The organism is Klebsiella sp. GL120222-02 (assembly GCF_003097195.1).
Taxonomy (GTDB): Bacteria; Pseudomonadota; Gammaproteobacteria; order Enterobacterales; family Enterobacteriaceae; genus Klebsiella; species Klebsiella variicola.
Genome location: NZ_QEQO01000003.1, coordinates 672,478 through 698,795 on the forward strand (window position 1 = coordinate 672,478; position 26,318 = coordinate 698,795).

Consider the following 26,318-nt stretch of genomic DNA (forward strand, 5'->3'; position numbering starts at 1 on the left):
AAACTTTCGTTTGAAATCTGCCGGTTATGGTTTACGCCCGGTCGCTACAATATACACTTCACGCGAACGAGCGCGGGAAGAGTCCGGTTTACGAACTTTGACCTTCGTAAACAGGGAGCGAATTTCTCGAAGATACTCATCGAAGCCTTCGCCCTGGAACACCTTCACTACAAAACTACCACCTGGCGCTAATACATCACGAGACATTTCAAGCGCCAGTTCTACCAGATACATAGCCCGGGGAATATCCACCGCCGGTGTTCCGCACATATTCGGCGCCATATCGGACATGACAACTTGGACTTTACTGTCGCCCACTCGCTCAAGTAACGCTTTCAGGACTAATTCATCACGAAAATCGCCCTGAAGGAAGTCCACACCAACGATTGGATCCATTGGTAAAAGATCGCAAGCGATGATGCGGCCGCTGTTGCCGATCTGCGTGACCGCATACTGCGACCAGCCACCGGGAGCAGCACCGAGATCGACTATCGTCATCCCCGGCTTAAAAATTTTGTCACTTTGCTGTATTTCATCAAGTTTAAACCAGGCACGGGAACGTAACCCCTTTTTCTGTGCCTGTTGAACATATTTATCGCTAAAGTGTTCCTGAAGCCAGCGGCTTGAGCTGGCAGAACGCTTTTTACCTGTCATTTAACATTCCCGTTCGGGTTCATCGTACTTTACTGCGTAAAAATCGACGCGGTAGTTTGGCGATATATGGGAGATGGCGGTAGAATGACCCGTTTTCAATCCCAACGTAAGCAAAAAAACACGATGAATCTGAGTACTAAACAAAAACAGCACCTGAAAGGTCTGGCACATCCGCTCAAGCCGGTAGTTATGCTTGGCAATAATGGTTTGACCGAAGGGGTACTGGCCGAGATCGAACAAGCGTTAGGGCACCATGAGCTCATCAAGGTGAAGATCGCCTCAGAAGATCGCGAAACTAAAGCCTTGATCGTGGAAGCCATCGTACGTGAAACCGGCGCCTGTAACGTACAGGTCATCGGTAAAACGCTGGTTCTGTACCGCCCAACGCCAGAGCGTAAGATCTCGCTGCCACGCTAAGAATATCCTGAATCTCGACACAACTTTGTGTAAAACGAGGGATTTCTGCGGCCAGGCGAGCAAAATGCCATGCTCCTGACGTTGATAAAAGGCCGCTATGCGGCCTTTTTCCTTTCTTTACAATCTATAAACATCGTAGCGGGAAATACGCCTTACAGGTATTCAACCTTAGTAATTTCGTATTCCACTTCACCACCCGGGGTACGGATAGTCACGACGTCATCCTGCTCTTTGCCGATCAGACCACGGGCGATCGGCGAGTTCACGGAGATCAGATTCTGCTTAAAATCAGCTTCATCATCACCCACGATGCGGTAGGTCTGTTCCTCATCGGTATCGAGGTTGAGCACGCTGACGGTTGAGCCAAAAATTACCCGGCCATTGTTCGGCATTTTGGTGATATCGATCACCTGGGCATTGGACAGCTTCGCTTCAATATCTTTGATACGCCCTTCGCAGAAGCCCTGCTGCTCACGCGCAGCATGATACTCAGCATTCTCTTTCAGATCGCCGTGTTCACGAGCGTCAGCAATAGCGGCAATGATTTCAGGACGACGCACAGACTTCAGATAATCCAGTTCTTCGCGCAGTTTCTCAGCGCCACGTAAGGTCATCGGAATCGCTTGCATTAGTTATACCTCTTTATCATTCCTTCAGGGAACGGAGAGCTCCGCCCCGCCACCTGCCCTGCCCACAGGCAGGACACGAGCAAAAAGAAACCGACCCGGGAAACACTCCCCAGGTCAGCAGCAATTTTTCATTTGATAGGTATTTTACCCCGAAGTTCATTATGGGTCATCGTTTACTTTACTGGGCGTTGCACCGTAGTATGACGGCCTGGCTTCAGGTTGTTAGCGCGAGATTATGCGATTTCCCAGATTTATCATCGGATTGACTGCCGGTATAGCGCTTAGCGCTCAGGCGGCGAATATTGACGAGTACATCAACCAGCTTCCCGCCGGTGCGAACCTTGCCTTTATGGCGCAAAAGGTCGGCGCATCGACGCCGGAAATCGACTATCACAGCCAGCAAATGGCGCTCCCGGCCAGTACGCAAAAGGTTATCACCGCGCTGGCGGCTCTGCTGCAGCTGGGGCCCGATTTCCGCTTTACCACCACGCTGGAAACCAAAGGCTCACTTGACGGCGGCGTGCTGAAAGGCGATCTGATTGCGCGCTTCGGCGGCGATCCGACGCTCAAACGGCAGGATATTCGCAATATGGTGGCGACGCTGAAAAAAGCTGGCGTGCAGCGTATCGAAGGCAATGTGCTCATCGATACCTCGGTCTTCGCCAGCCATGACAAAGCGCCGGGCTGGCCGTGGAACGACCTGACGCAGTGCTTCAGCGCCCCGCCGGCGGCCGCAATTGTCGACCGTAACTGCTTCTCTGTCTCGCTGTATAGCGCGCAGAAACCGGGCGATCTCGCCTTCATTCGCGTTGCGTCCTATTATCCGGTCACCATGTTCAGCCAGGTGCGAACGCTGGCGCGCGGCTCAGCAGAAGCACAGTACTGCGAGCTCGACGTAGTGCCAGGCGATCTCAATCGCTATACCCTCACTGGCTGCCTGCCGCAGCGTAGCGAGCCCCTGCCGCTGGCCTTCGCCATTCAGGATGGCGCCAGCTACGCCGGGGCGATCCTCAAAGCGGAGCTGACCCAGGCGGGGCTCACCTATAGCGGCACGCTGCTGCGCCAGACGCTGGCCAATGACCCCGGAACGGTATTAGCCACCACCCAGTCGGCTCCACTGCACGATCTGCTGCGGATCATGCTGAAGAAGTCAGATAACATGATTGCCGACACCGTCTTTCGTACCATCGGCCACGCCCGCTTCGGCGTACCAGGCACCTGGCGGGCAGGATCCGATGCCGTACGCCAGATCCTGCGTCAACAGGCTGGGGTCGATCTCGGCAACACGATCATCGCCGACGGCTCTGGCTTGTCGCGCCACAACCTGATCGCCCCGGCGACCATGATGCAGGTGCTGCAGTATATCGCCCAGCACGATACCGAGCTCAACTTCATCTCCATGCTGCCGCTGGCGGGCCACGACGGGTCGCTGCAATACCGCGCCGGTCTCCACCAGGCGGGCGTGGATGGCAAAGTCTCGGCGAAAACCGGGTCGCTCCAGGGGGTTTATAACCTCGCAGGCTTCATCACTACCGCCAGCGGACAAAAGGTGGCCTTCGTGCAATATCTCTCCGGCTACGCCGTGGAGCCAGCTGATCAGCGCAATCGCCGCATCCCACTGGTCCGCTTTGAAAGCCGCTTGTATAAAGATTTGTACCAGAATAACTAAAACAAAAGGGCCGCATCAGATGCGGCCCTTTTTGATCCAGCGAAGTCAGGATTAGCGTTTGTAGATGAATTCGACGCCTTCTTCGTCGTCTTCGTCCCAGTCGTCATCCCAGTCTTCGTCATCTTCCACTTCGACTTCGGCTTCTTCAAGCTGCTGACGGTGATAGTCGTCCCACATGAACTCGACTTTCTCCGGCTTCTGCTCTTCTTCCACATGCACGATCGGGTTTTCGATGATAAAGGTCATCACGTCCCAGCACAGCTCTTTCACGCCCTGCTGGCTGGCCGCTGAGATCAGGTAGAATTTATCTTCCCAACCCAGCGCTTCGGCAATCGCCTTCGCTTTGGCTTCGGCTTCCGCTTTGTCCATCAGGTCAATCTTGTTAAAGACTAACCAGCGTGGCTTGGAGGCCAGCTTCTCGCTGTATTTCTCCAGCTCGCCAATGATAATGCGGGCATTCTCAACCGGATCGGAACCATCGATAGGCTCGATGTCGATGAGATGCAGCAGCACACGGCAGCGCTCAAGGTGCTTGAGGAAGCGGATACCAAGGCCTGCACCTTCCGCTGCGCCTTCAATCAGCCCCGGGATATCGGCGACCACGAAGCTCTTCTCGTTGTCCATACGCACCACGCCCAGGCTCGGCACCAGGGTGGTAAACGGATAGTCAGCCACTTTCGGCTTGGCGGCGGAGACCGCGCGGATGAAGGTGGATTTGCCGGCGTTCGGCATCCCCAGCATCCCGACATCGGCCAGCAGCATCAGCTCCAGCTGCAGGTCGCGTTTATCACCCGGGGTACCCATGGTCTTCTGACGCGGGGTGCGGTTAACGGATGATTTGAAACGGGTGTTGCCCAGACCGTGCCAGCCACCTTTCGCCACCATCAGACGCTGACCGTGTTTGGTCATGTCGCCCATGGTCTCGCCGGTGCCCTGGTCGATAACCCGGGTCCCGACCGGCACTTTCACCGTCACGTCTTTACCGCGCTTACCGGTACAGTCGCGGCTCTGGCCATTCTGCCCGCGTTCGGCGCGGAACGATTTTTCAAAACGGTAGTCGATCAGGGTGTTCAGGTTCTCGTCCGCTTCCAGCCAGACATCGCCGCCGTCACCGCCATCGCCGCCGTCCGGACCGCCTTTCGGAATATACTTTTCGCGGCGGAAGCTTACGCAACCATTGCCGCCGTCACCTGCTACGACCAGGATCGTTGCTTCATCTACAAACTTCATTTTACTCTCCGTAAATCATTCGCCTGAGCGGGGCAGCGGTACTACCGCCTCTCGCTTACGCCAACGCCCCCAAAGACGATGGCCGATGGCGGAATACATCGCGCCCGCAACCACGACAAACGCACCGAGATAACCAATCAGGTTTAACATCGGTCTGGCGAAAACATCGGGCCAGGCCATTGATAATAAATCAGAAAACAGTAGCGTAAACAGTGGCGTCAAGGTGATTAACGCGCTGACCTGCGCCGCCTGCCAGCGCGCCATGGCTTCCGCCAGCGCCCCGTAGCCGACCAGGGTATTTAGCCCGCAAAAAATCAGGCATGCCAGTTGCCAGTCGCTTAGCTGGGATATCACCCCGGGCTTAGCGAGCGGCAGTAATGCAATCGTACATAAAGTGTACAGCAAAAATAGTATCTGCTGTGATGCCAGACGGCGCAATAACACCTTTTGCGCGACGCCATAGCTTACCCACACCGTTGCAGCAGCAACGCCGAAAATTACCCCCCATGTGTAATCCGTCAGGCGGGTAAAGATTTCAATCAGGCTGGTGTTGAAAAACATCACCAGCCCGCTGAGCAACATCAACGCGCCCACCACCTGGGTACCGCGCATGCGCTCTTTCAGAATCACGACGCTTGCCACCATCATGCCCACCGGCGATAGCTGGCCGATGACCTGAGAAGCAGTGGGGCTGAGATATTGCAGGGAAGAACTGAACAGAATGAAGTTACCGAACAGGCCACCGGTGGCAATGGCTAACAAAACCAGCCAGCGCGGCTTGCGAAAAATTCGCAGCGGCGGCAGTTTGCCTTTGATCGCGAGGATCGCGCCAAGCCCAATGCTGGCCATCAGGAAGCGATAAAACACCACCGTAGGCGGCTCCATCACCTCAAGAACCTGTTTCATCGCAATCGGCAACGCTCCCCAACACATCGCGGTGGTAAGCGCCAGAATAATGCCAATCCCAGCCTGCTGCTTCATGCCTGTTTCCCTGCAAAATTTTCCAGTAGACGAATGTAAAAAGCCCCGCAACGTGTTGCGGGGCTTTCATCCGTTACCGGGACGCGAAAAACTTATTCAGCAACGATGCTGATGAATTTACGGTTTTTCGGGCCTTTAACTTCGAACTTGACTTTACCGTCAGTCAAAGCGAACAGAGTGTGGTCACGGCCGCAACCAACGTTGGTGCCAGCGTGGAATTTGGTACCACGTTGACGAACGATGATGCTACCTGCCAGAACTGCTTCACCGCCGAAACGTTTTACGCCCAGACGTTTAGCTTCTGAATCGCGACCGTTACGAGTCGAGCCGCCAGCCTTTTTATGTGCCATTTAAATCTACTCCTCAGGTCTTAGGCGCTGATGCCAGTGATTTTCACATCAGTGAACCACTGACGATGGCCCTGCTGCTTACGATAGTGTTTACGACGACGAAACTTAACGATTTTAACTTTCTCGCCACGACCGTGAGCAACAACTTCAGCTTTGATTACGCCGCCCTCAACGAAAGGAACGCCGATCTTGATTTCTTCACCGTTTGCGATCATCAGCACTTCAGCGAATTCAACAGCTTCGCCAGTTGCGATGTCCAGCTTTTCCAGGCGAACGGTCTGACCTTCGCTTACTCGGTGTTGTTTACCACCACTTTGGAAAACCGCGTACATATAAAACTCCGCTTCCGCGCACCTCTTTATGTGATTCAGAGTGCGCTATAAATATTCACAATAGGGCGCGAATATTACGCAAAACGCGAGCCTTTGACAAGAGCGATTAGCGATCAATGCAGAAAAAAAACACAACTTTCACGACAACGTTTATCTACGGCAATTTTTCAGTACAATCATATCTTCTTTTAATTCTGTCTTAATCCTTCTGTGATCCCACCTGGATTCATGGTAACAGGACATTTGGCCCGGCTTTTGCGATGAATTTAGAAAAAATCAATGAGTTAACCGCGCAAGATATGGCGGGTGTCAATGCGACGATTCTTGAGCAACTCAACTCCGATGTTCAGCTTATCAATCAGTTAGGCTATTACATCGTCAGCGGCGGCGGCAAACGCATTCGCCCGATGATTGCTGTGCTTGCCGCGCGCGCGGTGGGCTATCAAGGGAGCGCGCATGTCACTATTGCTGCGCTGATTGAATTTATTCATACCGCCACGCTACTGCATGACGACGTCGTCGATGAGTCTGACATGCGTCGCGGCAAAGCCACGGCCAATGCGGCGTTCGGCAATGCCGCCAGCGTGCTGGTTGGCGATTTCATCTATACCCGCGCCTTTCAGATGATGACCCAGCTAGGCTCACTGAAGATCCTCGAGGTCATGTCGGAGGCGGTGAACGTCATTGCCGAAGGCGAAGTGCTGCAGTTGATGAACGTCAACGATCCGGATATCACGGAAGAGAACTATATGCGCGTCATCTACAGCAAGACGGCGCGCCTGTTTGAGGCGGCCTCGCAGTGTGCGGGAATGCTGGCCGACTGCTCCGCGGAAGAAGAGCGCGCGTTGCAGGATTATGGTCGCTATCTCGGCACCGCTTTCCAGCTGATCGACGATTTACTCGACTACAGCTCCGACGGAGAGCGACTCGGTAAAAACGTCGGTGATGACCTGAACGAAGGCAAACCGACGCTACCGCTGCTGCATGCTATGCATCATGGCACCCCCGATCAGGCGGCGATGATCCGCGGGGCGATCGAGCAGGGCAATGGTCGCCATCTGCTGGATGCTGTTCTGGAAACCATGGCCACCTGCGGTTCGCTGGAGTGGACGCAGAAGCGTGCTGAAGAAGAAGCCGATAAAGCGATTGCAGCCCTGCAGATCCTCCCGGACACACCGTGGCGCGAAGCTTTGATTGGACTGGCACATATTGCGGTCCAGCGCGATCATTAATCCCCCTCCTTTCCCGCGCGATGCGCGGGAAAGTTCCAGTAAAATACCACTTCTTTCCCTAAACTTCCGAATATCTTGATAGATTCTGAATATTCTGGCGCCTTAACAGAACTTGTTAGAACCCTACATAGTACGCGGGTATAGTGTCCCCATCGCCCATGTGGACGATCTGGACCTTTAACACCAGGAGAATTTATGGATAAGTTCATCGACTGGCATCCCGCCGATATTGTTGCTGGGTTACGTAAACGGGGAACATCGCTGGCGGCAGAGTCGCGACGGCACGGCCTGAGTTCTTCAACGCTGGCGAACGCCCTGACCCGCCCCTGGCCGAAAGGCGAGTTGATTATCGCCACGGCGCTGGAAACGCAGCCGTGGGTCATCTGGCCGTCACGCTACCACGACCCGGTGACTCATGAGTTTATCGACAGAACGCAGATGATGCGTCAAAAGAAGACAGACAGGTGATGTGATAATCGACAGGGTCCCGAACCAACGCCCCGGGGCCCTGTCAGGACACGGTTACTCGCCCTTCACGCGCTGAATATTGGCACCCAACGCCTGCAGTTTATCCTCGATACGCTCATAGCCACGATCGATGTGGTAGATGCGATCAACGATGGTGGTCCCTTCAGCGATGCAGCCTGCCAGCACGAGGCTCGCCGACGCACGCAAATCGGTCGCCATCACCTGCGCGCCCGAAAGCTGCTTCACGCCGTGACAGATAGCGGTATTGCTCTCGATCTCCGCGTGCGCGCCCATACGGATCAGTTCCGGAATGTGCATGAAGCGGTTTTCAAAGATCGTTTCGGTGATCACGCCGGTCCCTTCCGCCACCAGGTTAAGCAGCGTGAACTGGGCCTGCATATCGGTCGGGAAGCCCGGGTGCGGCGCGGTACGCACGTTGACCGCTTTCGGACGGTTGCCGTGCATATCGAGGCTAATCCAGTCTTCTCCCGTTTCGATGTCAGCCCCGGCGTCACGCAGTTTCGCCAGAACGGCATCCAGAGTATCCGGCTGCGCGTTACGGCAGAGGATCTTGCCGCCGGAAATCGCCGCGGCCACCAGGAAGGTGCCGGTTTCGATACGGTCCGGCAGTACACGGTATACGCCGCCACCCAGACGCTGCACGCCTTCGATGGTAATGCGATCGGTGCCCTGGCCTTTGATTTTCGCGCCCAGCGCGTTAAGGAAGTTGGCGGTATCGACAATTTCCGGCTCGCGCGCGGCGTTTTCGATAATCGTCGTCCCCTCCGCGAGGGTCGCTGCGCTCATGATAGTTACGGTAGCGCCGACGCTCACCTTATCCATCACGATATGCGCGCCTTTCAGGCGACCGTTGACCGAGGCTTTGACATAACCTTCTTCCAGTTTGATCTCGGCGCCCAGCTGTTCCAGACCGCTAATGTGCAGGTCGACCGGACGCGCGCCGATGGCGCAGCCGCCTGGCAGAGAAACTTGTCCCTGACCAAAACGCGCCACCAGCGGGCCCAGCGCCCAGATGGAGGCACGCATGGTTTTCACCAGGTCGTACGGAGCACAGAATACATCAACCGGGCCGGCGTCAATCCATACCGAACCATTGCGCTCAACCTTCGCGCCCAGCTGGCTCAGCAGCTTCATGGTGGTATCGATATCTTTCAGCTTAGGTACGTTCTGGATCTCTACCGGCTCTTCGGCAAGCAGCGCGGAAAAGAGGATTGGCAGGGCGGCGTTCTTTGCACCAGAAATGGTGACTTCGCCCTGAAGGCGAGTCGGCCCCTGAACACGGAATTTATCCATTGATTCTGTTCTCTATTAAAAATTCACATACGCTGCAGGGGACCCCCCACAGCTTAGAAGCCATTTAGTTTGCGGTCTCGCGCCCACTCCTGCGGAGTGAAGGCCTTGATCGACAGCGCATGGATACGGTTGTCAGCAATATATTCCATCAGCGGCGCGTAGACGCTCTGCTGCTTTTTAACCCGACTCATGCCATCGAACATCTCACCCACAGCAATAACCTGAAAGTGGCTGCCATCGCCAGAGACGTGGACTTCCTGGAGGGGGAGTGCGTTCATCAGCACGGTCTGAATTTCATGATTTTCCATGGGCTCAAATTTATCTGATAGTGAAAACAGCCCAACATCTTAGAGGAAAGTGGCGCGGTCTTAAACAAGCAAAAAGCCCCGACGAAAAGATTGCCGGGGCTTTCGGAATAGCTTCAACGCTAAGGCACTGAAAAGATTATGGGATCATATCGACAGGCAGGTTGTAAAGACCGATCAGCGTTTGCAGATTTTCGCTCTTCGCGATCAGCTGCGCTTCCCGCCCCTGACGGCGGATCAGTGCCACAAAATGCACTAACAGCGCCAGGCCCGCCGTGTCCACGCGCGTAGTCTGGCTGAGATCGATGATCGTCGCCCCCTCCGTCGCCCTGGCGCGTGCTTCCCAGAGCGGGACCAGCAGATCCTGGTCCAGCTCTCCGTGCAGCGCCAGCGTCTCGCCCTCGCGAGTCCAGCTCAGCTGCCCGGTCATTATTTTTTCTGTTCCAGCGTGATCGGCTGAGCGGAGATCGCTTTCAGCTGCGCGGTCAGGCCGTCAACGCCCTTGGTGCGCAGCAGATCGCTCCACTCATTCTGTTTGGTAGTGATCATACTGACGCCTTCGGCGATCATATCGTAGGCCTGCCAGTTACCGGTCTGGGTATTTTTACGCCACTGGAAGTCCAGACGCACCGGCGGACGACCGTTCGGGTCGATGATAGTGACGCGGATCGGAACGATGGTTGCGCTGCCCAGCGGCTGCTCCGGCGCAATCTGGTAAGTCTGCCCGTGGTACATCGCCAGCGCCTGGCCGTAGGCCTGCTTCAGATATTCACGGAAGGCGGCAAAGTAGGCCTCACGCTGCGCGGGGGTCGCTTCTTTGTAATAGCGGCCCAGCACCAGCGCGCCAGCATATTTCACCTGCACATACGGCAACAGCTCCTGGTCGACGATGTCGCGCAGATAGTTAGGGTTGGCTTTGATCTTCGGCTGTTCATTCTTCAGGCGATCGAAGGTTTTCTGCGCCGCTTCATTCATCAGCTTATACGGGTTGGACTGGTCTGCCGCCTGGACAGCGGTCAGCGGGGCAATCACCAGCATGGCGACCATGAGTAAGCGTTTAAACATATCGTGTTTCTCCTGAAATTAATGCGTCGTGCCGGCTGCCGGCGTCGCGTCAGTATGACCTTCTGCCTCGGCCTTATCATTGCCAGAATTCTGATTGTCGCCGCCCTTGCTGTTATAAAGGAACTGACCAATCAGATCTTCCAGCACCATGGCGGACTTGGTGTCCTGGATAGTACCGCCGTCTTTAAGGATAGTCGTCCCAAGGTCCGGGTCTTCAAAACCGACGTTCAGCGCCAGATACTGTTCGCCCAGCAGACCCGAGGTGCGGATCGCCAACGAACTGGTATCCGGGATATGGTTGTAGCGCTCATCGATATCGAGCTCCACGCGTGGCAGATAGGTTTTCGGGTCGAGAGTGATGTCCGCTACCCGTCCCACAACCACACCGCCGATGCGTACCGGCGAACGCGCCTTCAGGCCGCCGATGTTATCGAAGGTCGCGTAAAGGCGGTAAGTCGGCTCAGTACGTAGCGAGGTGACGTTCGCCGCCTTCAGGCAGACAAACAGCGCCGCCAGCAGCGCCACCAGTAAGAACACCCCTACCCAGATTTCATTTTTTTTCGTTTGCATGAACTCAATTCCCAAACATCAGCGCAGTCAGCACAAAATCCAGCCCCAGAACCGCCAGCGACGCATGCACCACGGTGCGTGTTGTCGCCCGGCTAATCCCGGCGGAAGTGGGGATAGCGTCATAACCGTTAAATAACGCAATCCAGGTTACCGTAATGGCGAATACCAGACTCTTAATCAGGCAGTTCACCAGGTCCATTCGCCAGTCGACGGCATTTTGCATCGCGGTCCAGAAAAAACCACCGTCAATGCCTTTCCAGCTTACGCCTACCAGCGCACCACCCCAGATCCCTACCGCGACAAAGATAATCGTCAACAGCGGCAGCGAAATGACGCCAGCCCAGAAGCGTGGAGAAATCACGCGACGCAGCGGATCCACCGCCATCATCTCCATACTCGAGAGCTGCTCCGTGGCCCGCATCAGGCCAATCTCGGCGGTCAGCGCCGATCCGGCGCGCCCGGCAAACAGCAGCGCAGCGACAACCGGCCCCAGCTCGCGCAGCAGCGACAGCGCCACCAGCATGCCAAGACTGGTCTCTGCGCTGTAGGTGGTTAAGACCAGATACCCCTGCAGCCCGAGCACCATACCGATAAACAAGCCCGATACAATGATAATCAGCATCGACAGAACGCCAACGTTATAGAGCTGACGAACCAGCAGCGGCGCGTGCTTGCGAAACTCTGGTTTGCCCACAACGGCGTTGAAAAGCATTAATCCGGCGCGTCCAAACGTCGCGGTGGTTTTAATCCCGCGATGTCCTAGCGCGGCCAGCGCATTAAACAGCATGAGTCGCTCAACTCCCTATGCCTAATAAATCATGGTGATAGTCGCCAGCCGGATAACGGAACGGCACCGGGCCGTCGGCAATACCATCAATAAACTGACGAACCCGAGGATCGGTATTCTCCCGCAGCGACTGGGCGCTACCGTGGGCGACAATCTTTTTATCCGCCACGATATACGCGTAGTCCGCAATGCTAAGCACCTCAGGCACATCGTGCGAAACCACGATGCAAGTGACACCCAGCGTGTTGTTGAGTTCAGAAATCAGCTTCACCAGCACGCCCATGGTGATGGGATCCTGCCCGACAAACGGTTCGTCGAACATAATCAGATCCGGCTCAAGGGCAATCGCTCTCGCCAGGGCGGCACGGCGCGCCATCCCGCCGGAAAGCTCGGAGGGCATTAACTTCGCCGCCCCACGCAACCCCACCGCTTCCAGCTTCATCATCACCGTCGTATGCAGCAGCGCAGGCGGCAGCTGCGTATGCTCGCGCAGCGGATAGGCAACGTTATCAAAGACATTGAGATCGGTGAACAGCGCGCCAGACTGGAACAGCATGCTCATCCGCTTACGCACCGTATAAAGACGCGATCGCGTCATCTGCGGCACGTTCTCGCCATCAAACAGGATCTCTCCCCTGTCCGGCGGGATCTGGCCGCCGATCAGGCGTAACAGGGTAGTCTTGCCGATCCCCGAAGGTCCCATGATCGCAGTAATTTTACCGCGCGGCACCGACAGCGAGATGTCGTCGAAGATCACACGATCGCCGCGTGAAAAGCGGATACCGCGCACTTCAACTAAATTCGCCTGAGTTTGGCTCATAAAATCATCCTTACTAAACACCTGACGGGCAAGCATGGCCCTTTCTTGCGCCACAATCACAACATTTTTACAGAATCTTACCTGCACAGGTTAGCGAAAGCTGGCATTTGTTTTACTTTTGGCACACATAAAGTCAAAATTAAGAATTCGTTACGCTGCGTAGGGATAACCCAGCGAGGCGACGATTATACCTGAAGAAAGGACTTTAGATGCTCTTAGCGACGGCTCTGTTAATTATTGGTTTACTGCTGGTTGTCTACAGCGCCGATCGTCTGGTCTATGCCGCTTCCATCCTGTGTCGTATGTTGGGGATCCCGCCGCTGATCATCGGTATGACGGTGGTGAGTATCGGCACCAGCCTGCCCGAGATCATGGTTTCCACCACGGCCTCGCTGCATGGGCAGATCGATCTGGCGGTCGGCACCGCGCTCGGCTCCAACATTACCAATATTCTTCTGATCCTCGGACTCGCCGCCTTACTCAGGCCATTTACCGTGCATTCTGATATTCTGCGCCGCGAATTACCGCTAATGTTGCTGGTCAGTGTGCTGGCCGGGCTGGTGCTCTACGATGGACAGCTGTCCCGTCTCGACGGGCTGTTTTTACTGGCGTTAGCGCTTCTGTGGCTGCTGTTTACCATCAAAATCGCCCGTCTGGCGGAGCGCCAGGGCAGCGATAGCCTGACTCGCGAACAGCTGGCGGAGCTGCCGCGTGAAGGATCGCTGCCGGTCGCTCTGCTCTGGTTAGGGGTCGCGATGATTGTCATGCCCATGGCTACCCGTATGGTGGTGGATAACACCACGGTATTGGCAAACTTTTTTGCCATTAGCGAGCTGACCGTCGGTTTGACGGTGGTGGCGATAGGTACCAGCCTGCCAGAGCTGGCCACCGCTATCGCCGGGGCGCGGAAAGGGGAAGATGACATTGCTATCGGCAATATCATCGGCGCCAATATCCTCAATATTGCGCTGGTGCTGGGTTTACCGGCGCTGATCGCGCCGGGGAGCTTTGCGAGCGAAGCCTTCACTCGCGATTATGGCGTGATGCTGCTGGTCAGCCTGATCTTCGCGGTGCTGTGCTGGCGCCGCCAGCAGCAGCCGGGACGGCTGGTTGGCGCACTGCTGGTCGGCGGCTTTGTGGTTTGGTTGGCGATGCTGTTCTGGACAGCGCCGCTCTTCGTTGAATGACTCGGGATAACATCATGTCGCAAATAGATTTGCCCACGGATTTTGACTTTCAACAGGCAGGCCGTCAGGTGCTGGAAATTGAACGTGAAGGTCTGGCCCAGCTCGATCAATATATAAATGAAGACTTTACCCATGCTTGCGAAACGATTTTCCGCTGCGGCGGCAAAGTCGTGGTGATGGGGATGGGCAAATCCGGCCACATCGGCCGCAAAATGGCGGCGACGTTCGCCAGTACCGGCACCTCGGCTTTTTTTGTCCACCCCGGCGAAGCGGCGCACGGCGATTTAGGAATGGTCACTCCACAGGATGTGGTGATTGCGCTGTCGAATTCCGGCGAATCGAATGAAATTCTGGCGCTGATCCCGGTCCTGAAGCGCCAGCAGGTGAAGCTTATCTGCATCACCAGCCGGCCTGAGAGCAGCATGGCGCGCGCAGCGGATATCCATCTGTGCGTGAAAGTGCCCAAAGAGGCCTGCCCGTTAGGGCTGGCGCCCACCTCCAGCACCACCGCGGCGCTGGTGATGGGTGATGCCCTCGCCGTCGCTCTGCTGGAAGCCCGTGGCTTTACCGCCGAAGATTTCGCCCTGTCTCATCCTGGCGGCGCACTCGGTCGTAAGCTGTTGCTGCGCGTCAATGATATTATGCATACCGGTGATGAAATCCCGCACGTCGGCCTGCAGGCCACCCTGCGCGATGCGCTGCTGGAAATCACGCGTAAAAATTTAGGCATGACCGCCGTCTGCGATGACGATATGAACATCATCGGGATCTTCACCGATGGTGACCTGCGCCGGGTCTTTGATACCGGCGTCGATATGCGTAATGCCAGCATTGCCGATGTCATGACCCGGGGAGGGATCCGCATCCGTCCCGGCACCCTGGCGGTAGATGCGCTAAACCTGATGCAATCCCGTCATATCACCTGCGTGCTGGTTGCCGATGGCGACCACCTGCTAGGTGTGGTACATATGCACGATCTCCTGCGCGCGGGCGTAGTGTAAGTAAGGAAAAAATAATGAATAATGCTGATGCTCAGTTAGCGACATGCTATGGGCCGGTAAGCCAGGCGTTTCTCGATCGCGCGGCTAAGATCCGTCTACTGATCCTCGATGTTGACGGTGTATTATCCGACGGACTTATCTATATGGGTAATCACGGCGAGGAGCTGAAAGCGTTCAACGTCCGCGATGGCTATGGTATCCGCTGCGCGCTGACCTCCGGCATCGAAGTGGCGATTATTACCGGGCGAAAAGCTAAACTGGTAGAAGACCGCTGCCAGACGCTGGGCATTACGCATCTCTATCAAGGTCAGTCGGATAAGCTGTTGGCGTTTCGCGAATTAGTCAGCAAACTGGCGGTTCGTCCGGATGAAGTGGCGTATATCGGCGACGATCTGATCGACTGGCCGGTGATGGCGGAAGTGGGTTTAAGCGTCGCCGTCGCCGATGCGCATCCGCTGCTGCTGCCGCGGGCGAATTATGTCACGCGCATTAACGGCGGACGCGGCGCGGTACGCGAAGTCTGCGATTTGTTACTATTGGCGCAGGGCAAGTTGGATGAGGCCAAAGGGCAATCAATATGAGTAAAACCAGACGTTGGGTTATCATTTTACTGTCGCTGCTCGCGCTGATCCTCATCGGCCTGAATCTGGCGAATACGGACGACACGGCCCAGCCGGAGGTCAATCCCAACGACCCGACGTATAAAAGCGAACATACCGACACCGTCGTGTACAGCCCGGAAGGCGCCCTGAGCTATCGGCTGATTGCCGAGCATGTGGAATACTTTTCCGATCAGGAGGTTTCCTGGTTTACCAAGCCGGTGATGACCACCTTTGATACCAATAAGGTGCCAACCTGGTCAATCAGGGCAGATAAAGCGAAGCTGACGAATGACCGAATGCTCTATCTTTACGGGCACGTTGAGGTGAATGCGCTCGCGCCTGACTCTCAACTGCGCAAAATTACGACGGATAACGCCCAGATAAATCTGGTCACACAGGACGTTACCTCCGATGACATGGTGACGTTATACGGCACCACATTTAATTCCAGCGGCCTGAAAATGCGTGGAAACCTTCGCAGCAAAAATGCCGAGCTGATTGAAAAGGTGAGAACCTCTTATGAAATTCAGAACAAACAAACTCAGCCTTAAGATTGCGCTCGCCGGCGCTTTACTGGCCGCCAGCCTGCCGGCCCTGGCCAAGACGGGAGATACCGATCAGCCGATCCATATCGAGTCCGATCAGCAGTCACTGGATATGCAGGGCAACGTCGTCACTTTCACCGGTAACGTGGTCGTCACCCAGGGGACGATCAAAATTAACGCTGATAAAGTGGTGGTCACCCGTCCGGGCAATGAGAAAGGTAAAGAGGTGATCGAAGGCTTCGGTAACCCGGCCACCTTCTACCAGATGCAGGATAACGGCAAGCCGGTAAAAGGCCGGGCGTCGAAAATGCGCTACGAGCTGCAGAATGATTACGTCGTGCTGACCGGCAACGCTTACCTTGAGCAGCTCGACAGCAATATCAAGGGCGATAAGATCACCTATCTGGTGAAAGAGCAAAAAATGCAGGCCTTCAGCGACAAAGGTCGACGCGTCACCACCGTTCTGGTGCCGTCTGAGCTGCAGGATAAAAGCGGCAATCAGCAAAAGAAGAGTAACTAATTCGTTATGGCAACCTTAACTGCGAAGAACCTCGCCAAAGCTTATAAAGGCCGCCGCGTGGTGGAAGATGTCAGTCTCACCGTTAACTCCGGAGAGATTGTCGGCTTGCTCGGCCCGAACGGCGCCGGTAAAACCACCACCTTCTACATGGTGGTCGGCATTGTGCCGCGCGACGCGGGCAATATTATTATCGATGACGAAGACATCAGTCTGCTACCGCTGCACGCGCGCGCGCGCCGGGGCATCGGCTATCTGCCGCAGGAAGCCTCTATTTTTCGTCGTCTGAGCGTCTATGACAACCTGATGGCGGTCCTGCAGATCCGTGACGATTTAACCAGCGAACAGCGGGAAGATCGCGCCAAAGAGCTGATGGAAGAGTTTCATATTGAGCACCTGCGCGACAGCCTCGGTCAGGCGCTCTCCGGTGGTGAACGCCGCCGTGTCGAAATCGCTCGCGCGCTGGCGGCGAACCCGAAATTTATCCTTCTGGATGAACCCTTTGCCGGTGTTGACCCCATCTCCGTTATCGATATCAAACGCATCATTGAACACCTGCGCGACAGCGGCCTCGGCGTACTGATCACCGACCATAACGTCAGAGAGACCCTCGCCGTCTGCGAACGGGCGTATATTGTCAGTCAGGGACACCTTATTGCTCATGGTACGCCGCAGCAGATCCTCGAAGATGAGCAGGTTAAGCGCGTGTATCTTGGGGAAGACTTCAGACTCTGATAGGGTAGAGGTTACAGACGTTTTAGCCGGAGATATTTACCCTGAACATGAAGCAAGGTTTGCAATTAAGGCTTAGCCAACAGCTTGCCATGACGCCGCAACTGCAGCAGGCTATTCGTTTGCTGCAGTTGTCCACGTTAGAACTCCAGCAAGAGCTCCAGCAAGCGCTGGAAAGTAACCCATTGCTTGAGCAAACCGATCTTCACGACGAGGTAGAGGCGAAAGAAGTGGAGGACCGCGAGTCCCTCGATACCGTCGATGCGCTTGAGCAAAAAGAGATGCCGGACGAGCTCCCTCTCGATGCCAGCTGGGATGAAATCTATACCGCCGGTACGCCGTCAGGCAACGGCGTGGATTATCAGGACGACGAGCTGCCCGTCTATCAAGGCGAAACCACTCAGACGCTGCAGGATTATCTGATGTGGCAGGTCGAGCTGACGCCCTTCACCGACACCGACCGCGCCATTGCCACCTCCATCGTCGACGCCGTCGACGATACGGGCTATCTCACCATTCAGATTGAAGACATCGTCGACAGCATTGGCGATGACGAAATCGGCCTGGAAGAGGTGGAGGCCGTTCTGAAGCGCATCCAGCGTTTTGATCCGGTTGGCGTCGCGGCGAAAGATCTGCGCGACTGCCTGCTGATCCAGCTGTCGCAATTCGCTAAAGAGACGCCGTGGCTGGAAGAGGCCCGGTTGATTATCAGCGACCATCTCGATCTGCTGGCTAACCATGATTTCCGCACCCTGATGCGAGTGACGCGCCTGAAAGAAGAGGTGCTGAAAGAGGCGGTGAATCTGATCCAGTCGCTGGATCCCCGCCCTGGCCAGTCCATTCATACCAGTGAACCGGAATATGTCATTCCCGACGTACTGGTCCGCAAGGTCAGTGGCCGCTGGACCGTGGAGCTCAACGCCGACAGCATTCCCCGGCTGAAGATTAATCAGCAATATGCGGCAATGGGCAACAGCGCCCGCAATGACGCCGACGGCCAGTTCATTCGCAGCAATCTGCAGGAAGCCCGCTGGCTAATCAAAAGTCTCGAAAGCCGCAACGATACGCTGCTGCGCGTCAGCCGCTGCATCGTTGAACAGCAGCAGGCTTTTTTCGAACAGGGTGAAGAGTATATGAAGCCGATGGTGCTGGCCGATATCGCCCAGGCTGTCGAGATGCATGAATCCACCATTTCCCGTGTCACCACGCAAAAATATCTGCACAGTCCGCGCGGTATTTTTGAACTGAAGTATTTCTTCTCCAGCCATGTGAATACCGAAGGCGGCGGCGAAGCCTCGTCGACGGCCATTCGCGCGTTGGTGAAGAAGTTAATCGCCGCGGAAAACCCCGCGAAGCCGTTGAGCGACAGTAAGCTCACCTCCATGCTGTCCGAGCAGGGTATCATGGTCGCGCGCCGCACTGTCGCGAAGTACAGAGAGTCTTTATCCATTCCGCCGTCAAACCAGCGTAAACAACTGGTCTGACACAACCGATAAGGAAGACACTATGCAGCTCAACATTACAGGACACAACGTCGAGATCACCCCCGCGATGCGCGACTTCGTCACGGCGAAGTTCAGCAAACTGGAGCAATTTTTCGACCGGATCAATCAGGTCTATATTGTGTTAAAAGTAGAGAAAGTGACGCAAATTGCGGACGCGAATCTGCATGTCAACGGTGGCGAAATCCATGCCAGTGCGGAAGGGCAGGATATGTATGCAGCTGTCGATGGTCTTATCGACAAGCTGGCAAGGCAGTTAACGAAGCACAAAGATAAACTAAAACAACACTAATTGTCCGGGCCCCCCTGCGTCCGTCGTGGTTTAACATCGGCGGCGGGCGCGGGGGCGCTCAGGTGAAATTATGATGAACAACGATTCGGCTCTACAACTGAGCAACGTCCTGAACCAGGAATGTACCCGTAGCCAGGTTCACTGCCAGAGCAAGAAGCGTGCTCTGGAAATCATTAGCGAACTGGCCGCCAAACAGTTAAGTTTGCCGCCGCAGGTGGTGTTCGAAGCGATCCTCACCCGCGAAAAAATGGGCAGTACCGGGATTGGCAATGGTATTGCCATTCCTCACGGTAAACTGGAAGAGGATACGCTGCGTGCTGTCGGCGTTTTTGTCCAGCTGGAAACCCCCATCGCCTTCGACGCGATCGACAATCAGCCTGTCGACCTGCTGTTCGCGCTGCTGGTGCCAGCCGACCAGACAAAGACTCACCTGCATACGCTCTCCCTGGTGGCCAAACGGCTGGCGGACAAAGCGATTTGCCGTCGCCTGCGCGCGGCGCAGAGCGATGAAGAGTTGTATGAGATCATCACCGAAGCAGGAAGCAGCGATGACGCATAACGGCAGTCGCACCTTATCCTTTATCGTACTGAGGAGAAACGGTACATGGTACTGATGATCGTCAGCGGCCGCTCGGGCTCGGGGAAATCCGTCGCTCTGCGAGCGCTGGAAGATATGGGCTTTTACTGCGTGGATAACCTGCCGGTCGTGCTGCTGCCCGATCTGGCGCGGTCGCTGGCTGACCGCAATATCTCCGCGGCCGTCAGCATCGACGTGCGTAACATGCCGGAATCACCGGAAATCTTTGAACAGGCGATGCAGAACCTGCCGGAATGCTTTTCTCCGCAATTGCTGTTCCTTGATGCCGATCGTAATACCCTGATCCGCCGTTACAGCGATACTCGTCGCTTACACCCGCTCTCCAGCAAGAACCTGTCGCTCGAAAGCGCCATCGACGAAGAGAGCGACTTGCTGGAGCCACTGCGCTCCCGTGCGGATCTGATCGTCGATACGTCCGAAATGTCGGTGCATGAGCTGGCGGAAATGCTGCGTACTCGCTTGTTAGGCAAACGCGAGCGCGAACTGACGATGGTCTTCGAATCCTTCGGCTTCAAGCACGGTATTCCGATCGATGCTGATTACGTCTTTGACGTGCGCTTTCTGCCAAACCCGCATTGGGATCCGAAACTGCGTCCAATGACCGGTCTGGATAAACCGGTGGCCGCCTTCCTTGACCGGCACACTGAAGTGCACAACTTTATTTACCAGACCCGGAGTTATCTTGAGCTATGGTTACCGATGCTGGAGACCAACAATCGCAGCTATCTGACGGTGGCCATTGGCTGCACCGGCGGTAAACATCGTTCGGTTTATATTGCTGAACAACTGGCTGACTACTTCCGCTCCCGCGGCAAGAACGTACAGTCTCGTCATCGGACGCTGGAAAAACGTAAATCATGACCGTAAAGCAGACCGTTGAAATCACCAATAAGCTGGGCATGCACGCCCGCCCGGCGATGAAACTGTTTGAGCTGATGCAGAATTTCGATGCCGAAGTACTGCTGCGCAACGATGAAGGCACGGAGGCGGAAGCAAACAGCGTGATTGCCCTGCTGATGCTGGACTCCGCGAAAGGGCGGCAGATAGAGGTGGAAGCCAGCGGTCCGCAGGAAGTTGAGGCGCTCGCCGCGGTGATTGCTCTTTTTAATGCCGGATTTGATGAAGACTAAGCGTCACGCTTCCCGGCGACGGCCGACTGGCGACAGTGCCAGCCCCGGCGCCGGATTCACGCGCTAATAGAGCTTATGCTCGCGCATAAACCCTTCCCCGCCCAGCTGTCGCATCTGGCGTAAGATCCAGGCCTGGCGGCTGCGCACATAGCCCGAAGGCGCGTCAGCGCGATAGCGGATCGGATTTGGCAGCACCGCGGCCAGCAGAGCCGCTTCCCCCGGCGTCAGCTGGCTGGCAGGCTTATGAAAATAGCGCTGCGCGGCCGCTTCCACACCAAATATCCCATCGCCAAACTCGGCAATATTCAGGTAGACGGTCAGGATCCGCTTTTTACTCCAGACGGTTTCTATACCGACCGTCAGCCCGGCTTCCAGCCCCTTACGCAACCAGCTGCGGCCATCCCATAAAAACAGGTTTTTCGCCGTCTGCTGCGACAGCGTTGACGCGCCGCGGATGCGGGTATCATGACGCTCATTGTGCGCCAGCGCTTTTTCTATCGCCGATACGTCGAACCCCCAATGTTCCGGGAACTTTTGATCTTCGGCGGCAATCACCGCCAGCCCCATCCATGGAGAGATCTCATCCATGCCGACCCAATCAGAGTGCGCCAGATAGTGGACATCTCCGGAGAGCCAGGCGCTCACCTGCCGCTCAAGCATCACCGCCGAAAACGGCACCGGCAGCACGCTAAACAGCGCGATCCCCCCGCCCCAGAAGACGGCGGCGATCAGCAGCAGACGCAGCGCCAGTCGTTTTAGCAGCGCAAAGGGCGCAACGCGGAGCCTCATGCGCTCAGCGCCAGCACGCGGGCGACCAGCTTTTCGATCCCGGTGGCGGCTTGAGCAATATTCTCTGCCAGCATATACGCCGGGGTGGTGACCACTTTGTTCTCTTCATCCACCACGATGTCGTCGACCGGACAAGGCACGTGCTCCGCCCCCATCTCTTCGACCACATCGGCAGTATCGAGATCGGTCCCGATGGTTATGCGCAGCGGAAACGCGAAAATCTTCGGCAGCAGCGCCGGGGCAATGCACATGAAACCCAGCGGTTTGCCGGCCTGATGCATCGCCAGTGCCAGAGCCTGCAGATCGCGGTCCACCTGACATTCGCTGCCCTCGGCGGCGAAGCTGCTTAAATTTTTCGCCGCGCCGAAGCCGCCGGGGACGATCAGCGCGTCCAGCGTCTCCGCACGCGCCTGCGTCAGCGGTAAGATGTCGCCGCGGGCAATTCGCGCCGCTTCCACCAGCACATTGCGTTGCTCCGTCAGCGGTTCCCCCGTCAGATGGTTGATGACGTCGCGCTGCGGTTTATCGGGTGCAAAGCACACCGCCTGCGCGCCGTTGCGCGCGATCGCCAGCAGGGTAATCACCGCTTCATGAATTTCACTGCCGTCGTACACGCCGCAGCCGCTCAGTACCACACCAATTTTTTTCATCGCTTTCGCTCCTCCATGCAACTCGCTGAAACCAGTCAAAAATGTCGATTTACTCGCTATGCTTCACATATTTTACTGATTCATGTAACAAATTAGTTAAGCTTTGCTATCTTAATGAGCGAGCAATCCACTTCTCAGGTTGCGCCACGTAACAACATCACTCAAATAACACTGGCTCAACCACCAGTTCCCTGGTGTTGGCGCAGTATTCGCGCACCCCGGTCTGTCCGGGGTCATTTTTTCCCGGCCTTCGCCACCCACGCCTTCAGTACCGCCACGTCGTTTTGCCACTCAGATTTCATCTCTTCAACCCATTCAGCGACATTATCAGACCAGGCTGGCAGATCCGGCGTCTGGATCTGCTGCCCCAGCTGCTGGATGTGGCGCAGACCAATAGAACCCGCCGCCCCTTTGATCTTATGCCCCTCTTCGACAATCCCTTTTTGATCGCGGGCGGTGAGATTGGACTCGAGGACAGACATATAGCCCGGCATCATCTTCTCAAACACCGCGAGGCCATCGTTGATAAGCTTCGGTCCCACCAGTTCGATATATTGCTCCAGCATATCGGTATCCAGCACCGCGTCGGCTTTATGCAGATCGGCCGCCGGCGCTTCCTGCGCTTCCTCTTCCGGCGCATCCCAGAATTTCTTGATCATGGCCGTGAGCGCTGGCACCGACAACGGCTTGCTCAGCACATCGTCCATCCCGGCGTCGAGATACTCTTTCTTATTCTTCAGTACGTTGGCGGTCAGGGCCACCAGCGGCGGCAGCTCATCCGCGGCAAAGTTCTGTTTTAGCTGGCGAGAGATATCCAGCCCCGTCATATCCGGCAATTGAATATCCAGCAACACCAGGTCGTACTCGCCTGGCTCAAACATCTCCAGCGCGGCTTTCCCGGTCATGGCGACATCCACGCTGTTGCCCAGCTTTTCCAGCACCGAACGGGCCACAATGACGTTGAGCTCGATGTCTTCCACCAGCAGCACGTTAAGCGCGGGTAATGGCATGTCGTCTTCCGCCAACGTATCTTCCACTTCTTCCGCAATGGCAGGCGCATGGACGGTGAGCGTAAAGGTCGCCCCTTTACCCGGCTGGCTGGTTACGCTGATATCGCCGCCCATATTGCGCGCCAGGCGACGCGAGACGGCGAGACCAATGCCGGTTCCGGTGGCTGGTTTGCCGCCGTGGCTGTCTTTGACCTGGTAATACATGGCGAAAATTTTGTCCTGTTCCGCTTCAGGAATACCGATACCGGAGTCTTCCACTTCGAAGTGCAGGATATCGCCTTCGTCATAGCGCACGCGGACATTCACCCCGCCGCCCTGGGGGGTAAACTTCACGGCGTTGCTGATAAGGTTCCACAGGATCTGGCGCAAACGCGTACCGTCGGTGATCACTTTATGCGGTAGCGGCAGGCTCGGCTCCAGCACAAAGCGCAGGCCCTTCTGCTGGGCCTGCAGACCGGAGAGGTTTTCAAGGTCGGCAAGGAAGCTGGTGAAGTCCACCGGCTGGTTATCGAGCTGTACCTTACGGCGCTCCATTTTATCCATGTCGATAATATCATTGAAGATATTCCCCAGCGTCACCGCCGAGACATGGATGGTTTTCAGGTATTTCTCCTGCTCGCTGGTCAGTTCGGTATCCAGCAAAATACGGCTCAGCCCGACGATCCCGTTTAGCGGGGTACGCAGCTCATGGCTGATGGTCGAGATAAAGGTAGTTTTATCCCGGCTGGCGCGCTCGAGGGCGTCCTGATAGCGTTTTCGTTCGGTGATATCGCGCCCGAAGCCCATCAGGCCGCGACGCTTACCGACGCGATCGTAGTACGGGACCTTGCGGATTTCGAAGCACGCTTTGCGACCATCGGGATAGTCCAGCCACTGCTCATAGGTCAGCGATACATTGTGGCGGAACACCTTCTCGTCGGTTTCCAGCACCTTTTCCGCGGCCTCTTCGCTATAGACGTCCTGCGGTTTGAGATGGATCAGCTGTTTCTCACTTTTGCCGGTCAACAGCTCCATCGCCCGGTTACAACCTGAAAACTCCTTATCTTCATTGCGATAGAAGACCAGGTCCGGGGAAGCATCAAGGAAAGAGCGCAGAAAGGAGGATTGCTGTTCGAGTTGGATCTGCGTCTCTTCACGCTCTTTCATCTCGATCTTCAACTGCTCGAGAGTGGTCTCGCGCTCGGCTTCTGCTTTTTCACGTTCGCCTATCTCCTGATTCAACTGCGCGATGTTATCTTTCAGCTGCACATTCAGCTTCAGATCGCGCTCGCGCATCTCCTCCAGCTTGTCCACCAGCCGCGAAAGACGCTGGCGGGACTCTTCGAGCTGCTCCACCACCACCGAGAGAAAGTAGACCGCCCAGGGGGTGATCAGCAGACCGAAGAAGATAGAGCGGATAACGTCGATACTTTCAACCTGGCCATGCAGCACCATAGTGACCGCCATCTGTACCACAATGGCCAGCACCACCAGCGCAAGAGCCAACAGCATCGAAAAGCGGACCAGACCCAGCTTCATCATCAGGTCGACATAATACTGCGCCAGCATACGAATTTGCTTCATAGGGGATTCCTTCACGACAACTCCGCACAATAATACTCAATTCTGAGCAATGCGCTGTAAGTTGTGCAAAAAATGCGGGAAGGAGCTGATATGACGGCTGGTCGCCAAGGCGAACCAGCCGCTAAAAAGAGGCAAGGTCAGGAGAACGATTAGCGCTTGCTTAACGCCTCCCAGAGCCCCTTCAGGTAGGTCACGCCGAGAGCGCGGTCGTACAAGCCATAGCCTGGCCGTCCGGTCTCTCCCCAGATAAAGCGGCCATGATCCGGGCGAATATAGCCGTCGAACCCGTTGTCATACAGCGCTTGCATCACCTTGTACATATCCAGGGAACCGTACTCTGACGGATGGGCGCACTCGTAAAAATCTTTATCCCGTATCAGCTTAATATTGCGGACGTGGGCAAAGTGGATCCGTTTGCGCCGGGTAAACTCTGCCAGGATGGCGTACACATCGTTATCCGGATCTTCGGCAATCGAGCCGGTGCAGAGCGTGATGCCGTTAGCGGGCGAATCGACGGCCCGGCAGATCCAGTCCAGATCGTCGCGGTTTTTGACCACCCGCGGCAGGCCAAAAATGGAGTACGGCGGATCGTCCGGATGGATCGCCATTTTCACCCCGACCTCTTCACAGACCGGGATCACCGCCCGCAGAAAATAGACCAGGTTCTCCCGCAGCTTGTGGTCATCCACCGCGCTATATTTGGCAAACAGGGTCTGCACCTCCGCCAGCCTTTCTGGCTCCCAGCCCGGCAAGGCGAAGCCGTTTGAGTTCTCCAGTACCTCTTTCACTACGTCTTCCAGCCGTTTATCGATATCTTTCTTCTCAAAAGCCATCGTCAACGAACCATCCGGCAGGACGTAGTTCATATCCGTCTTCATCCAGTCAAAAACCGGCATGAAGTTATAACAGATAACTTTGACGCCGAAGCGGGCAAGGTGGCGAATGGTCTGCTGATAGTTGGCAATATAGCGGTCACGGGAAGGAAGGCCGATTTTAATGTCATCATGAATGTTGACGCTCTCTATCACCTCCATTTTCAGGCCCGCGGCATGGGCCTGGCTGACCAGACGCTCAATTTTATCGACTGGCCATACCTCACCCACCGCGACGTCATAGAGCGCGCCGACGACCCCCTCCACGCCGGGCACCTGTCGTATATGCTCTAATGAAACCTTGTCTTCCTCTGGCCCAAACCAGCGCATTGTCATCTGCATCGTTATCACCTGCTTCATAATTTGTGCTTTTACCCTACTACCATACCAGCAATCATAATCGAATTGCCCTTTCCTGTCGTGATAACGATCACATTCCTGCACCGGGCAAGCCCATCCCGGCGCATTCATATTTTTTTTCAATTTATTTCAATAGATTAATAAT

At 55.8% G+C, this 26,318-nt stretch carries 32 protein-coding genes; 15 read left to right on the forward strand and 17 right to left on the reverse strand.

Features of this window, described 5'->3' with window-relative positions; all coding sequences use genetic code 11:
* Positions 1-24: 24 nt before the first annotated feature.
* A complete protein-coding gene (gene rlmE, locus N438_RS13335) occupies positions 25-654 on the reverse strand; it encodes a 23S rRNA (uridine(2552)-2'-O)-methyltransferase RlmE (protein ID WP_008806638.1) in 630 nt (209 codons plus the stop codon).
* 123 nt (positions 655-777) lie between these two features.
* On the opposite strand from rlmE, the gene yhbY reads away from it, so the two are divergent.
* Entirely contained in the window at positions 778-1,071 is a 294-nt protein-coding gene (yhbY, locus tag N438_RS13340; RefSeq protein WP_002918374.1) for a ribosome assembly RNA-binding protein YhbY, read from the forward strand.
* Positions 1,072-1,223: 152 nt separating this feature from the next.
* Here yhbY and greA read toward each other — a convergent pair whose 3' ends face one another.
* On the reverse strand, positions 1,224-1,700 hold the full coding sequence (gene greA, locus N438_RS13345) for a transcription elongation factor GreA (protein WP_008806639.1): 477 nt from the start codon (positions 1,698-1,700) through the stop codon (positions 1,224-1,226).
* A gap of 235 nt (positions 1,701-1,935) precedes the next feature.
* Between greA and dacB the strand changes: the two genes are divergently transcribed.
* Positions 1,936-3,369 carry a serine-type D-Ala-D-Ala carboxypeptidase gene (gene dacB, locus N438_RS13350; protein WP_116696333.1) on the forward strand — a complete coding sequence of 478 codons (1,434 nt, stop codon included), beginning with the start codon at positions 1,936-1,938 and terminating at the stop codon, positions 3,367-3,369.
* A 51-nt stretch (positions 3,370-3,420) separates the two neighbouring features.
* On the opposite strand, the gene cgtA is transcribed toward dacB, so the two are convergent.
* From cgtA to rplU, 4 genes are all read right to left on the reverse strand, one after another.
* Positions 3,421-4,599 (reverse strand): Obg family GTPase CgtA, encoded by a 1,179-nt coding sequence (cgtA, locus tag N438_RS13355; RefSeq protein ID WP_008806641.1) that lies wholly within the window; start codon positions 4,597-4,599, stop codon positions 3,421-3,423.
* A gap of 15 nt (positions 4,600-4,614) precedes the next feature.
* Entirely contained in the window at positions 4,615-5,580 is a 966-nt protein-coding gene (locus tag N438_RS13360) for a DMT family transporter (RefSeq protein WP_008806642.1), read from the reverse strand.
* 92 nt (positions 5,581-5,672) lie between these two features.
* Positions 5,673-5,930 carry a 50S ribosomal protein L27 gene (gene rpmA / locus N438_RS13365; RefSeq protein WP_002434222.1) on the reverse strand — a complete coding sequence of 86 codons (258 nt, stop codon included), beginning with the start codon at positions 5,928-5,930 and terminating at the stop codon, positions 5,673-5,675.
* A 20-nt stretch (positions 5,931-5,950) separates the two neighbouring features.
* Entirely contained in the window at positions 5,951-6,262 is a 312-nt protein-coding gene (gene rplU / locus N438_RS13370) for a 50S ribosomal protein L21 (RefSeq protein ID WP_002918379.1), read from the reverse strand.
* A gap of 260 nt (positions 6,263-6,522) precedes the next feature.
* On the opposite strand from rplU, the gene ispB reads away from it, so the two are divergent.
* Positions 6,523-7,494: an octaprenyl diphosphate synthase gene (ispB, locus tag N438_RS13375; protein WP_008806643.1), complete on the forward strand. Its 972-nt coding sequence runs from the start codon at positions 6,523-6,525 to the stop codon at positions 7,492-7,494.
* 195 nt (positions 7,495-7,689) lie between these two features.
* Positions 7,690-7,962 (forward strand): DNA-binding transcriptional regulator SfsB, encoded by a 273-nt coding sequence (sfsB, locus tag N438_RS13380; protein WP_008806644.1) that lies wholly within the window; start codon positions 7,690-7,692, stop codon positions 7,960-7,962.
* Positions 7,963-8,016: 54 nt separating this feature from the next.
* On the opposite strand, the gene murA is transcribed toward sfsB, so the two are convergent.
* From murA to mlaF, 7 genes are all read right to left on the reverse strand, one after another.
* Positions 8,017-9,276, reverse strand: a complete 1,260-nt coding sequence (murA, locus tag N438_RS13385; protein WP_008806645.1) for a UDP-N-acetylglucosamine 1-carboxyvinyltransferase — start codon at positions 9,274-9,276, stop codon at positions 8,017-8,019.
* A 53-nt stretch (positions 9,277-9,329) separates the two neighbouring features.
* Positions 9,330-9,584 carry a BolA family iron metabolism protein IbaG gene (gene ibaG / locus N438_RS13390; protein ID WP_004144910.1) on the reverse strand — a complete coding sequence of 85 codons (255 nt, stop codon included), beginning with the start codon at positions 9,582-9,584 and terminating at the stop codon, positions 9,330-9,332.
* A 136-nt stretch (positions 9,585-9,720) separates the two neighbouring features.
* Entirely contained in the window at positions 9,721-10,011 is a 291-nt protein-coding gene (mlaB, locus tag N438_RS13395) for a lipid asymmetry maintenance protein MlaB (protein WP_008806646.1), read from the reverse strand.
* Complete coding sequence (gene mlaC / locus N438_RS13400; RefSeq protein ID WP_002918386.1) at positions 10,011-10,646, reverse strand: phospholipid-binding protein MlaC; 636 nt, start codon at positions 10,644-10,646, stop codon at positions 10,011-10,013. The genes mlaB and mlaC overlap by 1 nt, the downstream gene beginning before the upstream one ends.
* Before the next feature lie 18 nt (positions 10,647-10,664).
* The gene (gene mlaD, locus N438_RS13405; RefSeq protein WP_004206195.1) at positions 10,665-11,216 is read right to left on the reverse strand and encodes an outer membrane lipid asymmetry maintenance protein MlaD; all 552 of its coding nucleotides are present in this window, start codon (positions 11,214-11,216) and stop codon (positions 10,665-10,667) included.
* Positions 11,217-11,220: 4 nt separating this feature from the next.
* On the reverse strand, positions 11,221-12,003 hold the full coding sequence (mlaE, locus tag N438_RS13410; protein WP_004150949.1) for a lipid asymmetry maintenance ABC transporter permease subunit MlaE: 783 nt from the start codon (positions 12,001-12,003) through the stop codon (positions 11,221-11,223).
* 7 nt (positions 12,004-12,010) lie between these two features.
* Entirely contained in the window at positions 12,011-12,823 is an 813-nt protein-coding gene (gene mlaF / locus N438_RS13415) for a phospholipid ABC transporter ATP-binding protein MlaF (RefSeq protein WP_012540470.1), read from the reverse strand.
* Positions 12,824-13,032: 209 nt separating this feature from the next.
* On the opposite strand from mlaF, the gene N438_RS13425 reads away from it, so the two are divergent.
* The 11 genes from N438_RS13425 (at position 13,033) to npr (ending at position 20,929) form a co-directional block, all read left to right on the forward strand.
* Positions 13,033-14,010 (forward strand): calcium/sodium antiporter, encoded by a 978-nt coding sequence (locus N438_RS13425; RefSeq protein WP_008806648.1) that lies wholly within the window; start codon positions 13,033-13,035, stop codon positions 14,008-14,010.
* A gap of 14 nt (positions 14,011-14,024) precedes the next feature.
* Positions 14,025-15,011: an arabinose-5-phosphate isomerase KdsD gene (gene kdsD / locus N438_RS13430; RefSeq protein ID WP_012540468.1), complete on the forward strand. Its 987-nt coding sequence runs from the start codon at positions 14,025-14,027 to the stop codon at positions 15,009-15,011.
* Positions 15,012-15,025: 14 nt separating this feature from the next.
* Complete coding sequence (gene kdsC, locus N438_RS13435; RefSeq protein WP_008806650.1) at positions 15,026-15,592, forward strand: 3-deoxy-manno-octulosonate-8-phosphatase KdsC; 567 nt, start codon at positions 15,026-15,028, stop codon at positions 15,590-15,592.
* Positions 15,589-16,164: an LPS export ABC transporter periplasmic protein LptC gene (lptC, locus tag N438_RS13440; RefSeq protein ID WP_008806651.1), complete on the forward strand. Its 576-nt coding sequence runs from the start codon at positions 15,589-15,591 to the stop codon at positions 16,162-16,164. The genes kdsC and lptC overlap by 4 nt, the downstream gene beginning before the upstream one ends.
* Positions 16,133-16,678: a lipopolysaccharide ABC transporter substrate-binding protein LptA gene (gene lptA, locus N438_RS13445; protein ID WP_002918415.1), complete on the forward strand. Its 546-nt coding sequence runs from the start codon at positions 16,133-16,135 to the stop codon at positions 16,676-16,678. Before lptC ends, lptA begins: the two co-directional genes overlap by 32 nt.
* Before the next feature lie 6 nt (positions 16,679-16,684).
* Positions 16,685-17,410, forward strand: a complete 726-nt coding sequence (gene lptB / locus N438_RS13450; protein ID WP_002918417.1) for an LPS export ABC transporter ATP-binding protein — start codon at positions 16,685-16,687, stop codon at positions 17,408-17,410.
* 47 nt (positions 17,411-17,457) lie between these two features.
* The gene (gene rpoN / locus N438_RS13455; RefSeq protein ID WP_012540467.1) at positions 17,458-18,891 is read left to right on the forward strand and encodes an RNA polymerase factor sigma-54; all 1,434 of its coding nucleotides are present in this window, start codon (positions 17,458-17,460) and stop codon (positions 18,889-18,891) included.
* Between the two features lie 22 nt (positions 18,892-18,913).
* Positions 18,914-19,201 carry a ribosome hibernation promoting factor gene (hpf, locus tag N438_RS13460; protein WP_004206206.1) on the forward strand — a complete coding sequence of 96 codons (288 nt, stop codon included), beginning with the start codon at positions 18,914-18,916 and terminating at the stop codon, positions 19,199-19,201.
* Between the two features lie 70 nt (positions 19,202-19,271).
* Positions 19,272-19,760, forward strand: coding sequence for a PTS IIA-like nitrogen regulatory protein PtsN (gene ptsN, locus N438_RS13465; protein ID WP_004144926.1), 489 nt, complete (start codon positions 19,272-19,274; stop codon positions 19,758-19,760).
* A 45-nt stretch (positions 19,761-19,805) separates the two neighbouring features.
* Entirely contained in the window at positions 19,806-20,660 is an 855-nt protein-coding gene (gene rapZ / locus N438_RS13470; protein ID WP_002918428.1) for an RNase adapter RapZ, read from the forward strand.
* Positions 20,657-20,929, forward strand: coding sequence for a PTS phosphocarrier protein NPr (npr, locus tag N438_RS13475; protein WP_002918431.1), 273 nt, complete (start codon positions 20,657-20,659; stop codon positions 20,927-20,929). Before rapZ ends, npr begins: the two co-directional genes overlap by 4 nt.
* Positions 20,930-20,992: 63 nt before the next feature.
* Here the strand turns inward: npr and mtgA are convergent, their stop codons facing one another.
* The 4 genes from mtgA to uxuA all read right to left on the reverse strand — a co-directional run bounded on the left by mtgA (position 20,993) and on the right by uxuA (position 26,155).
* Positions 20,993-21,718, reverse strand: coding sequence for a monofunctional biosynthetic peptidoglycan transglycosylase (gene mtgA, locus N438_RS13480; RefSeq protein WP_008806653.1), 726 nt, complete (start codon positions 21,716-21,718; stop codon positions 20,993-20,995).
* Positions 21,715-22,368 (reverse strand): isoprenoid biosynthesis glyoxalase ElbB, encoded by a 654-nt coding sequence (elbB, locus tag N438_RS13485; RefSeq protein WP_008806654.1) that lies wholly within the window; start codon positions 22,366-22,368, stop codon positions 21,715-21,717. The genes mtgA and elbB overlap by 4 nt, the downstream gene beginning before the upstream one ends.
* A gap of 233 nt (positions 22,369-22,601) precedes the next feature.
* The gene (gene arcB, locus N438_RS13490; RefSeq protein WP_012540466.1) at positions 22,602-24,941 is read right to left on the reverse strand and encodes an aerobic respiration two-component sensor histidine kinase ArcB; all 2,340 of its coding nucleotides are present in this window, start codon (positions 24,939-24,941) and stop codon (positions 22,602-22,604) included.
* Between the two features lie 149 nt (positions 24,942-25,090).
* Complete coding sequence (uxuA, locus tag N438_RS13495) at positions 25,091-26,155, reverse strand: mannonate dehydratase (RefSeq protein ID WP_008806656.1); 1,065 nt, start codon at positions 26,153-26,155, stop codon at positions 25,091-25,093.
* Positions 26,156-26,318: the final 163 nt, after the last annotated feature.

Bases quoted from the DNA above. Each gene is read 5' to 3' on its own strand.
- rlmE (WP_008806638.1), bottom strand. From the start codon at position 654: ATGACAGGTAAAAAGCGTTCTGCCAGCTCAAGCCGCTGGCTTCAGGAA.
- yhbY (WP_002918374.1), top strand. From the start codon at position 778: ATGAATCTGAGTACTAAACAAAAACAGCACCTGAAAGGTCTGGCACAT.
- greA (WP_008806639.1), bottom strand. From the start codon at position 1,700: ATGCAAGCGATTCCGATGACCTTACGTGGCGCTGAGAAACTGCGCGAA.
- dacB (WP_116696333.1), top strand. From the start codon at position 1,936: ATGCGATTTCCCAGATTTATCATCGGATTGACTGCCGGTATAGCGCTT.
- cgtA (WP_008806641.1), bottom strand. From the start codon at position 4,599: ATGAAGTTTGTAGATGAAGCAACGATCCTGGTCGTAGCAGGTGACGGC.
- N438_RS13360 (WP_008806642.1), bottom strand. From the start codon at position 5,580: ATGAAGCAGCAGGCTGGGATTGGCATTATTCTGGCGCTTACCACCGCG.
- rpmA (WP_002434222.1), bottom strand. From the start codon at position 5,930: ATGGCACATAAAAAGGCTGGCGGCTCGACTCGTAACGGTCGCGATTCA.
- rplU (WP_002918379.1), bottom strand. From the start codon at position 6,262: ATGTACGCGGTTTTCCAAAGTGGTGGTAAACAACACCGAGTAAGCGAA.
- ispB (WP_008806643.1), top strand. From the start codon at position 6,523: ATGAATTTAGAAAAAATCAATGAGTTAACCGCGCAAGATATGGCGGGT.
- sfsB (WP_008806644.1), top strand. From the start codon at position 7,690: ATGGATAAGTTCATCGACTGGCATCCCGCCGATATTGTTGCTGGGTTA.
- murA (WP_008806645.1), bottom strand. From the start codon at position 9,276: ATGGATAAATTCCGTGTTCAGGGGCCGACTCGCCTTCAGGGCGAAGTC.
- ibaG (WP_004144910.1), bottom strand. From the start codon at position 9,584: ATGGAAAATCATGAAATTCAGACCGTGCTGATGAACGCACTCCCCCTC.
- mlaB (WP_008806646.1), bottom strand. From the start codon at position 10,011: ATGACCGGGCAGCTGAGCTGGACTCGCGAGGGCGAGACGCTGGCGCTG.
- mlaC (WP_002918386.1), bottom strand. From the start codon at position 10,646: ATGTTTAAACGCTTACTCATGGTCGCCATGCTGGTGATTGCCCCGCTG.
- mlaD (WP_004206195.1), bottom strand. From the start codon at position 11,216: ATGCAAACGAAAAAAAATGAAATCTGGGTAGGGGTGTTCTTACTGGTG.
- mlaE (WP_004150949.1), bottom strand. From the start codon at position 12,003: ATGCTGTTTAATGCGCTGGCCGCGCTAGGACATCGCGGGATTAAAACC.
- mlaF (WP_012540470.1), bottom strand. From the start codon at position 12,823: ATGAGCCAAACTCAGGCGAATTTAGTTGAAGTGCGCGGTATCCGCTTT.
- N438_RS13425 (WP_008806648.1), top strand. From the start codon at position 13,033: ATGCTCTTAGCGACGGCTCTGTTAATTATTGGTTTACTGCTGGTTGTC.
- kdsD (WP_012540468.1), top strand. From the start codon at position 14,025: ATGTCGCAAATAGATTTGCCCACGGATTTTGACTTTCAACAGGCAGGC.
- kdsC (WP_008806650.1), top strand. From the start codon at position 15,026: ATGAATAATGCTGATGCTCAGTTAGCGACATGCTATGGGCCGGTAAGC.
- lptC (WP_008806651.1), top strand. From the start codon at position 15,589: ATGAGTAAAACCAGACGTTGGGTTATCATTTTACTGTCGCTGCTCGCG.
- lptA (WP_002918415.1), top strand. From the start codon at position 16,133: ATGAAATTCAGAACAAACAAACTCAGCCTTAAGATTGCGCTCGCCGGC.
- lptB (WP_002918417.1), top strand. From the start codon at position 16,685: ATGGCAACCTTAACTGCGAAGAACCTCGCCAAAGCTTATAAAGGCCGC.
- rpoN (WP_012540467.1), top strand. From the start codon at position 17,458: ATGAAGCAAGGTTTGCAATTAAGGCTTAGCCAACAGCTTGCCATGACG.
- hpf (WP_004206206.1), top strand. From the start codon at position 18,914: ATGCAGCTCAACATTACAGGACACAACGTCGAGATCACCCCCGCGATG.
- ptsN (WP_004144926.1), top strand. From the start codon at position 19,272: ATGATGAACAACGATTCGGCTCTACAACTGAGCAACGTCCTGAACCAG.
- rapZ (WP_002918428.1), top strand. From the start codon at position 19,806: ATGGTACTGATGATCGTCAGCGGCCGCTCGGGCTCGGGGAAATCCGTC.
- npr (WP_002918431.1), top strand. From the start codon at position 20,657: ATGACCGTAAAGCAGACCGTTGAAATCACCAATAAGCTGGGCATGCAC.
- mtgA (WP_008806653.1), bottom strand. From the start codon at position 21,718: ATGAGGCTCCGCGTTGCGCCCTTTGCGCTGCTAAAACGACTGGCGCTG.
- elbB (WP_008806654.1), bottom strand. From the start codon at position 22,368: ATGAAAAAAATTGGTGTGGTACTGAGCGGCTGCGGCGTGTACGACGGC.
- arcB (WP_012540466.1), bottom strand. From the start codon at position 24,941: ATGAAGCAAATTCGTATGCTGGCGCAGTATTATGTCGACCTGATGATG.
- uxuA (WP_008806656.1), bottom strand. From the start codon at position 26,155: ATGCAGATGACAATGCGCTGGTTTGGGCCAGAGGAAGACAAGGTTTCA.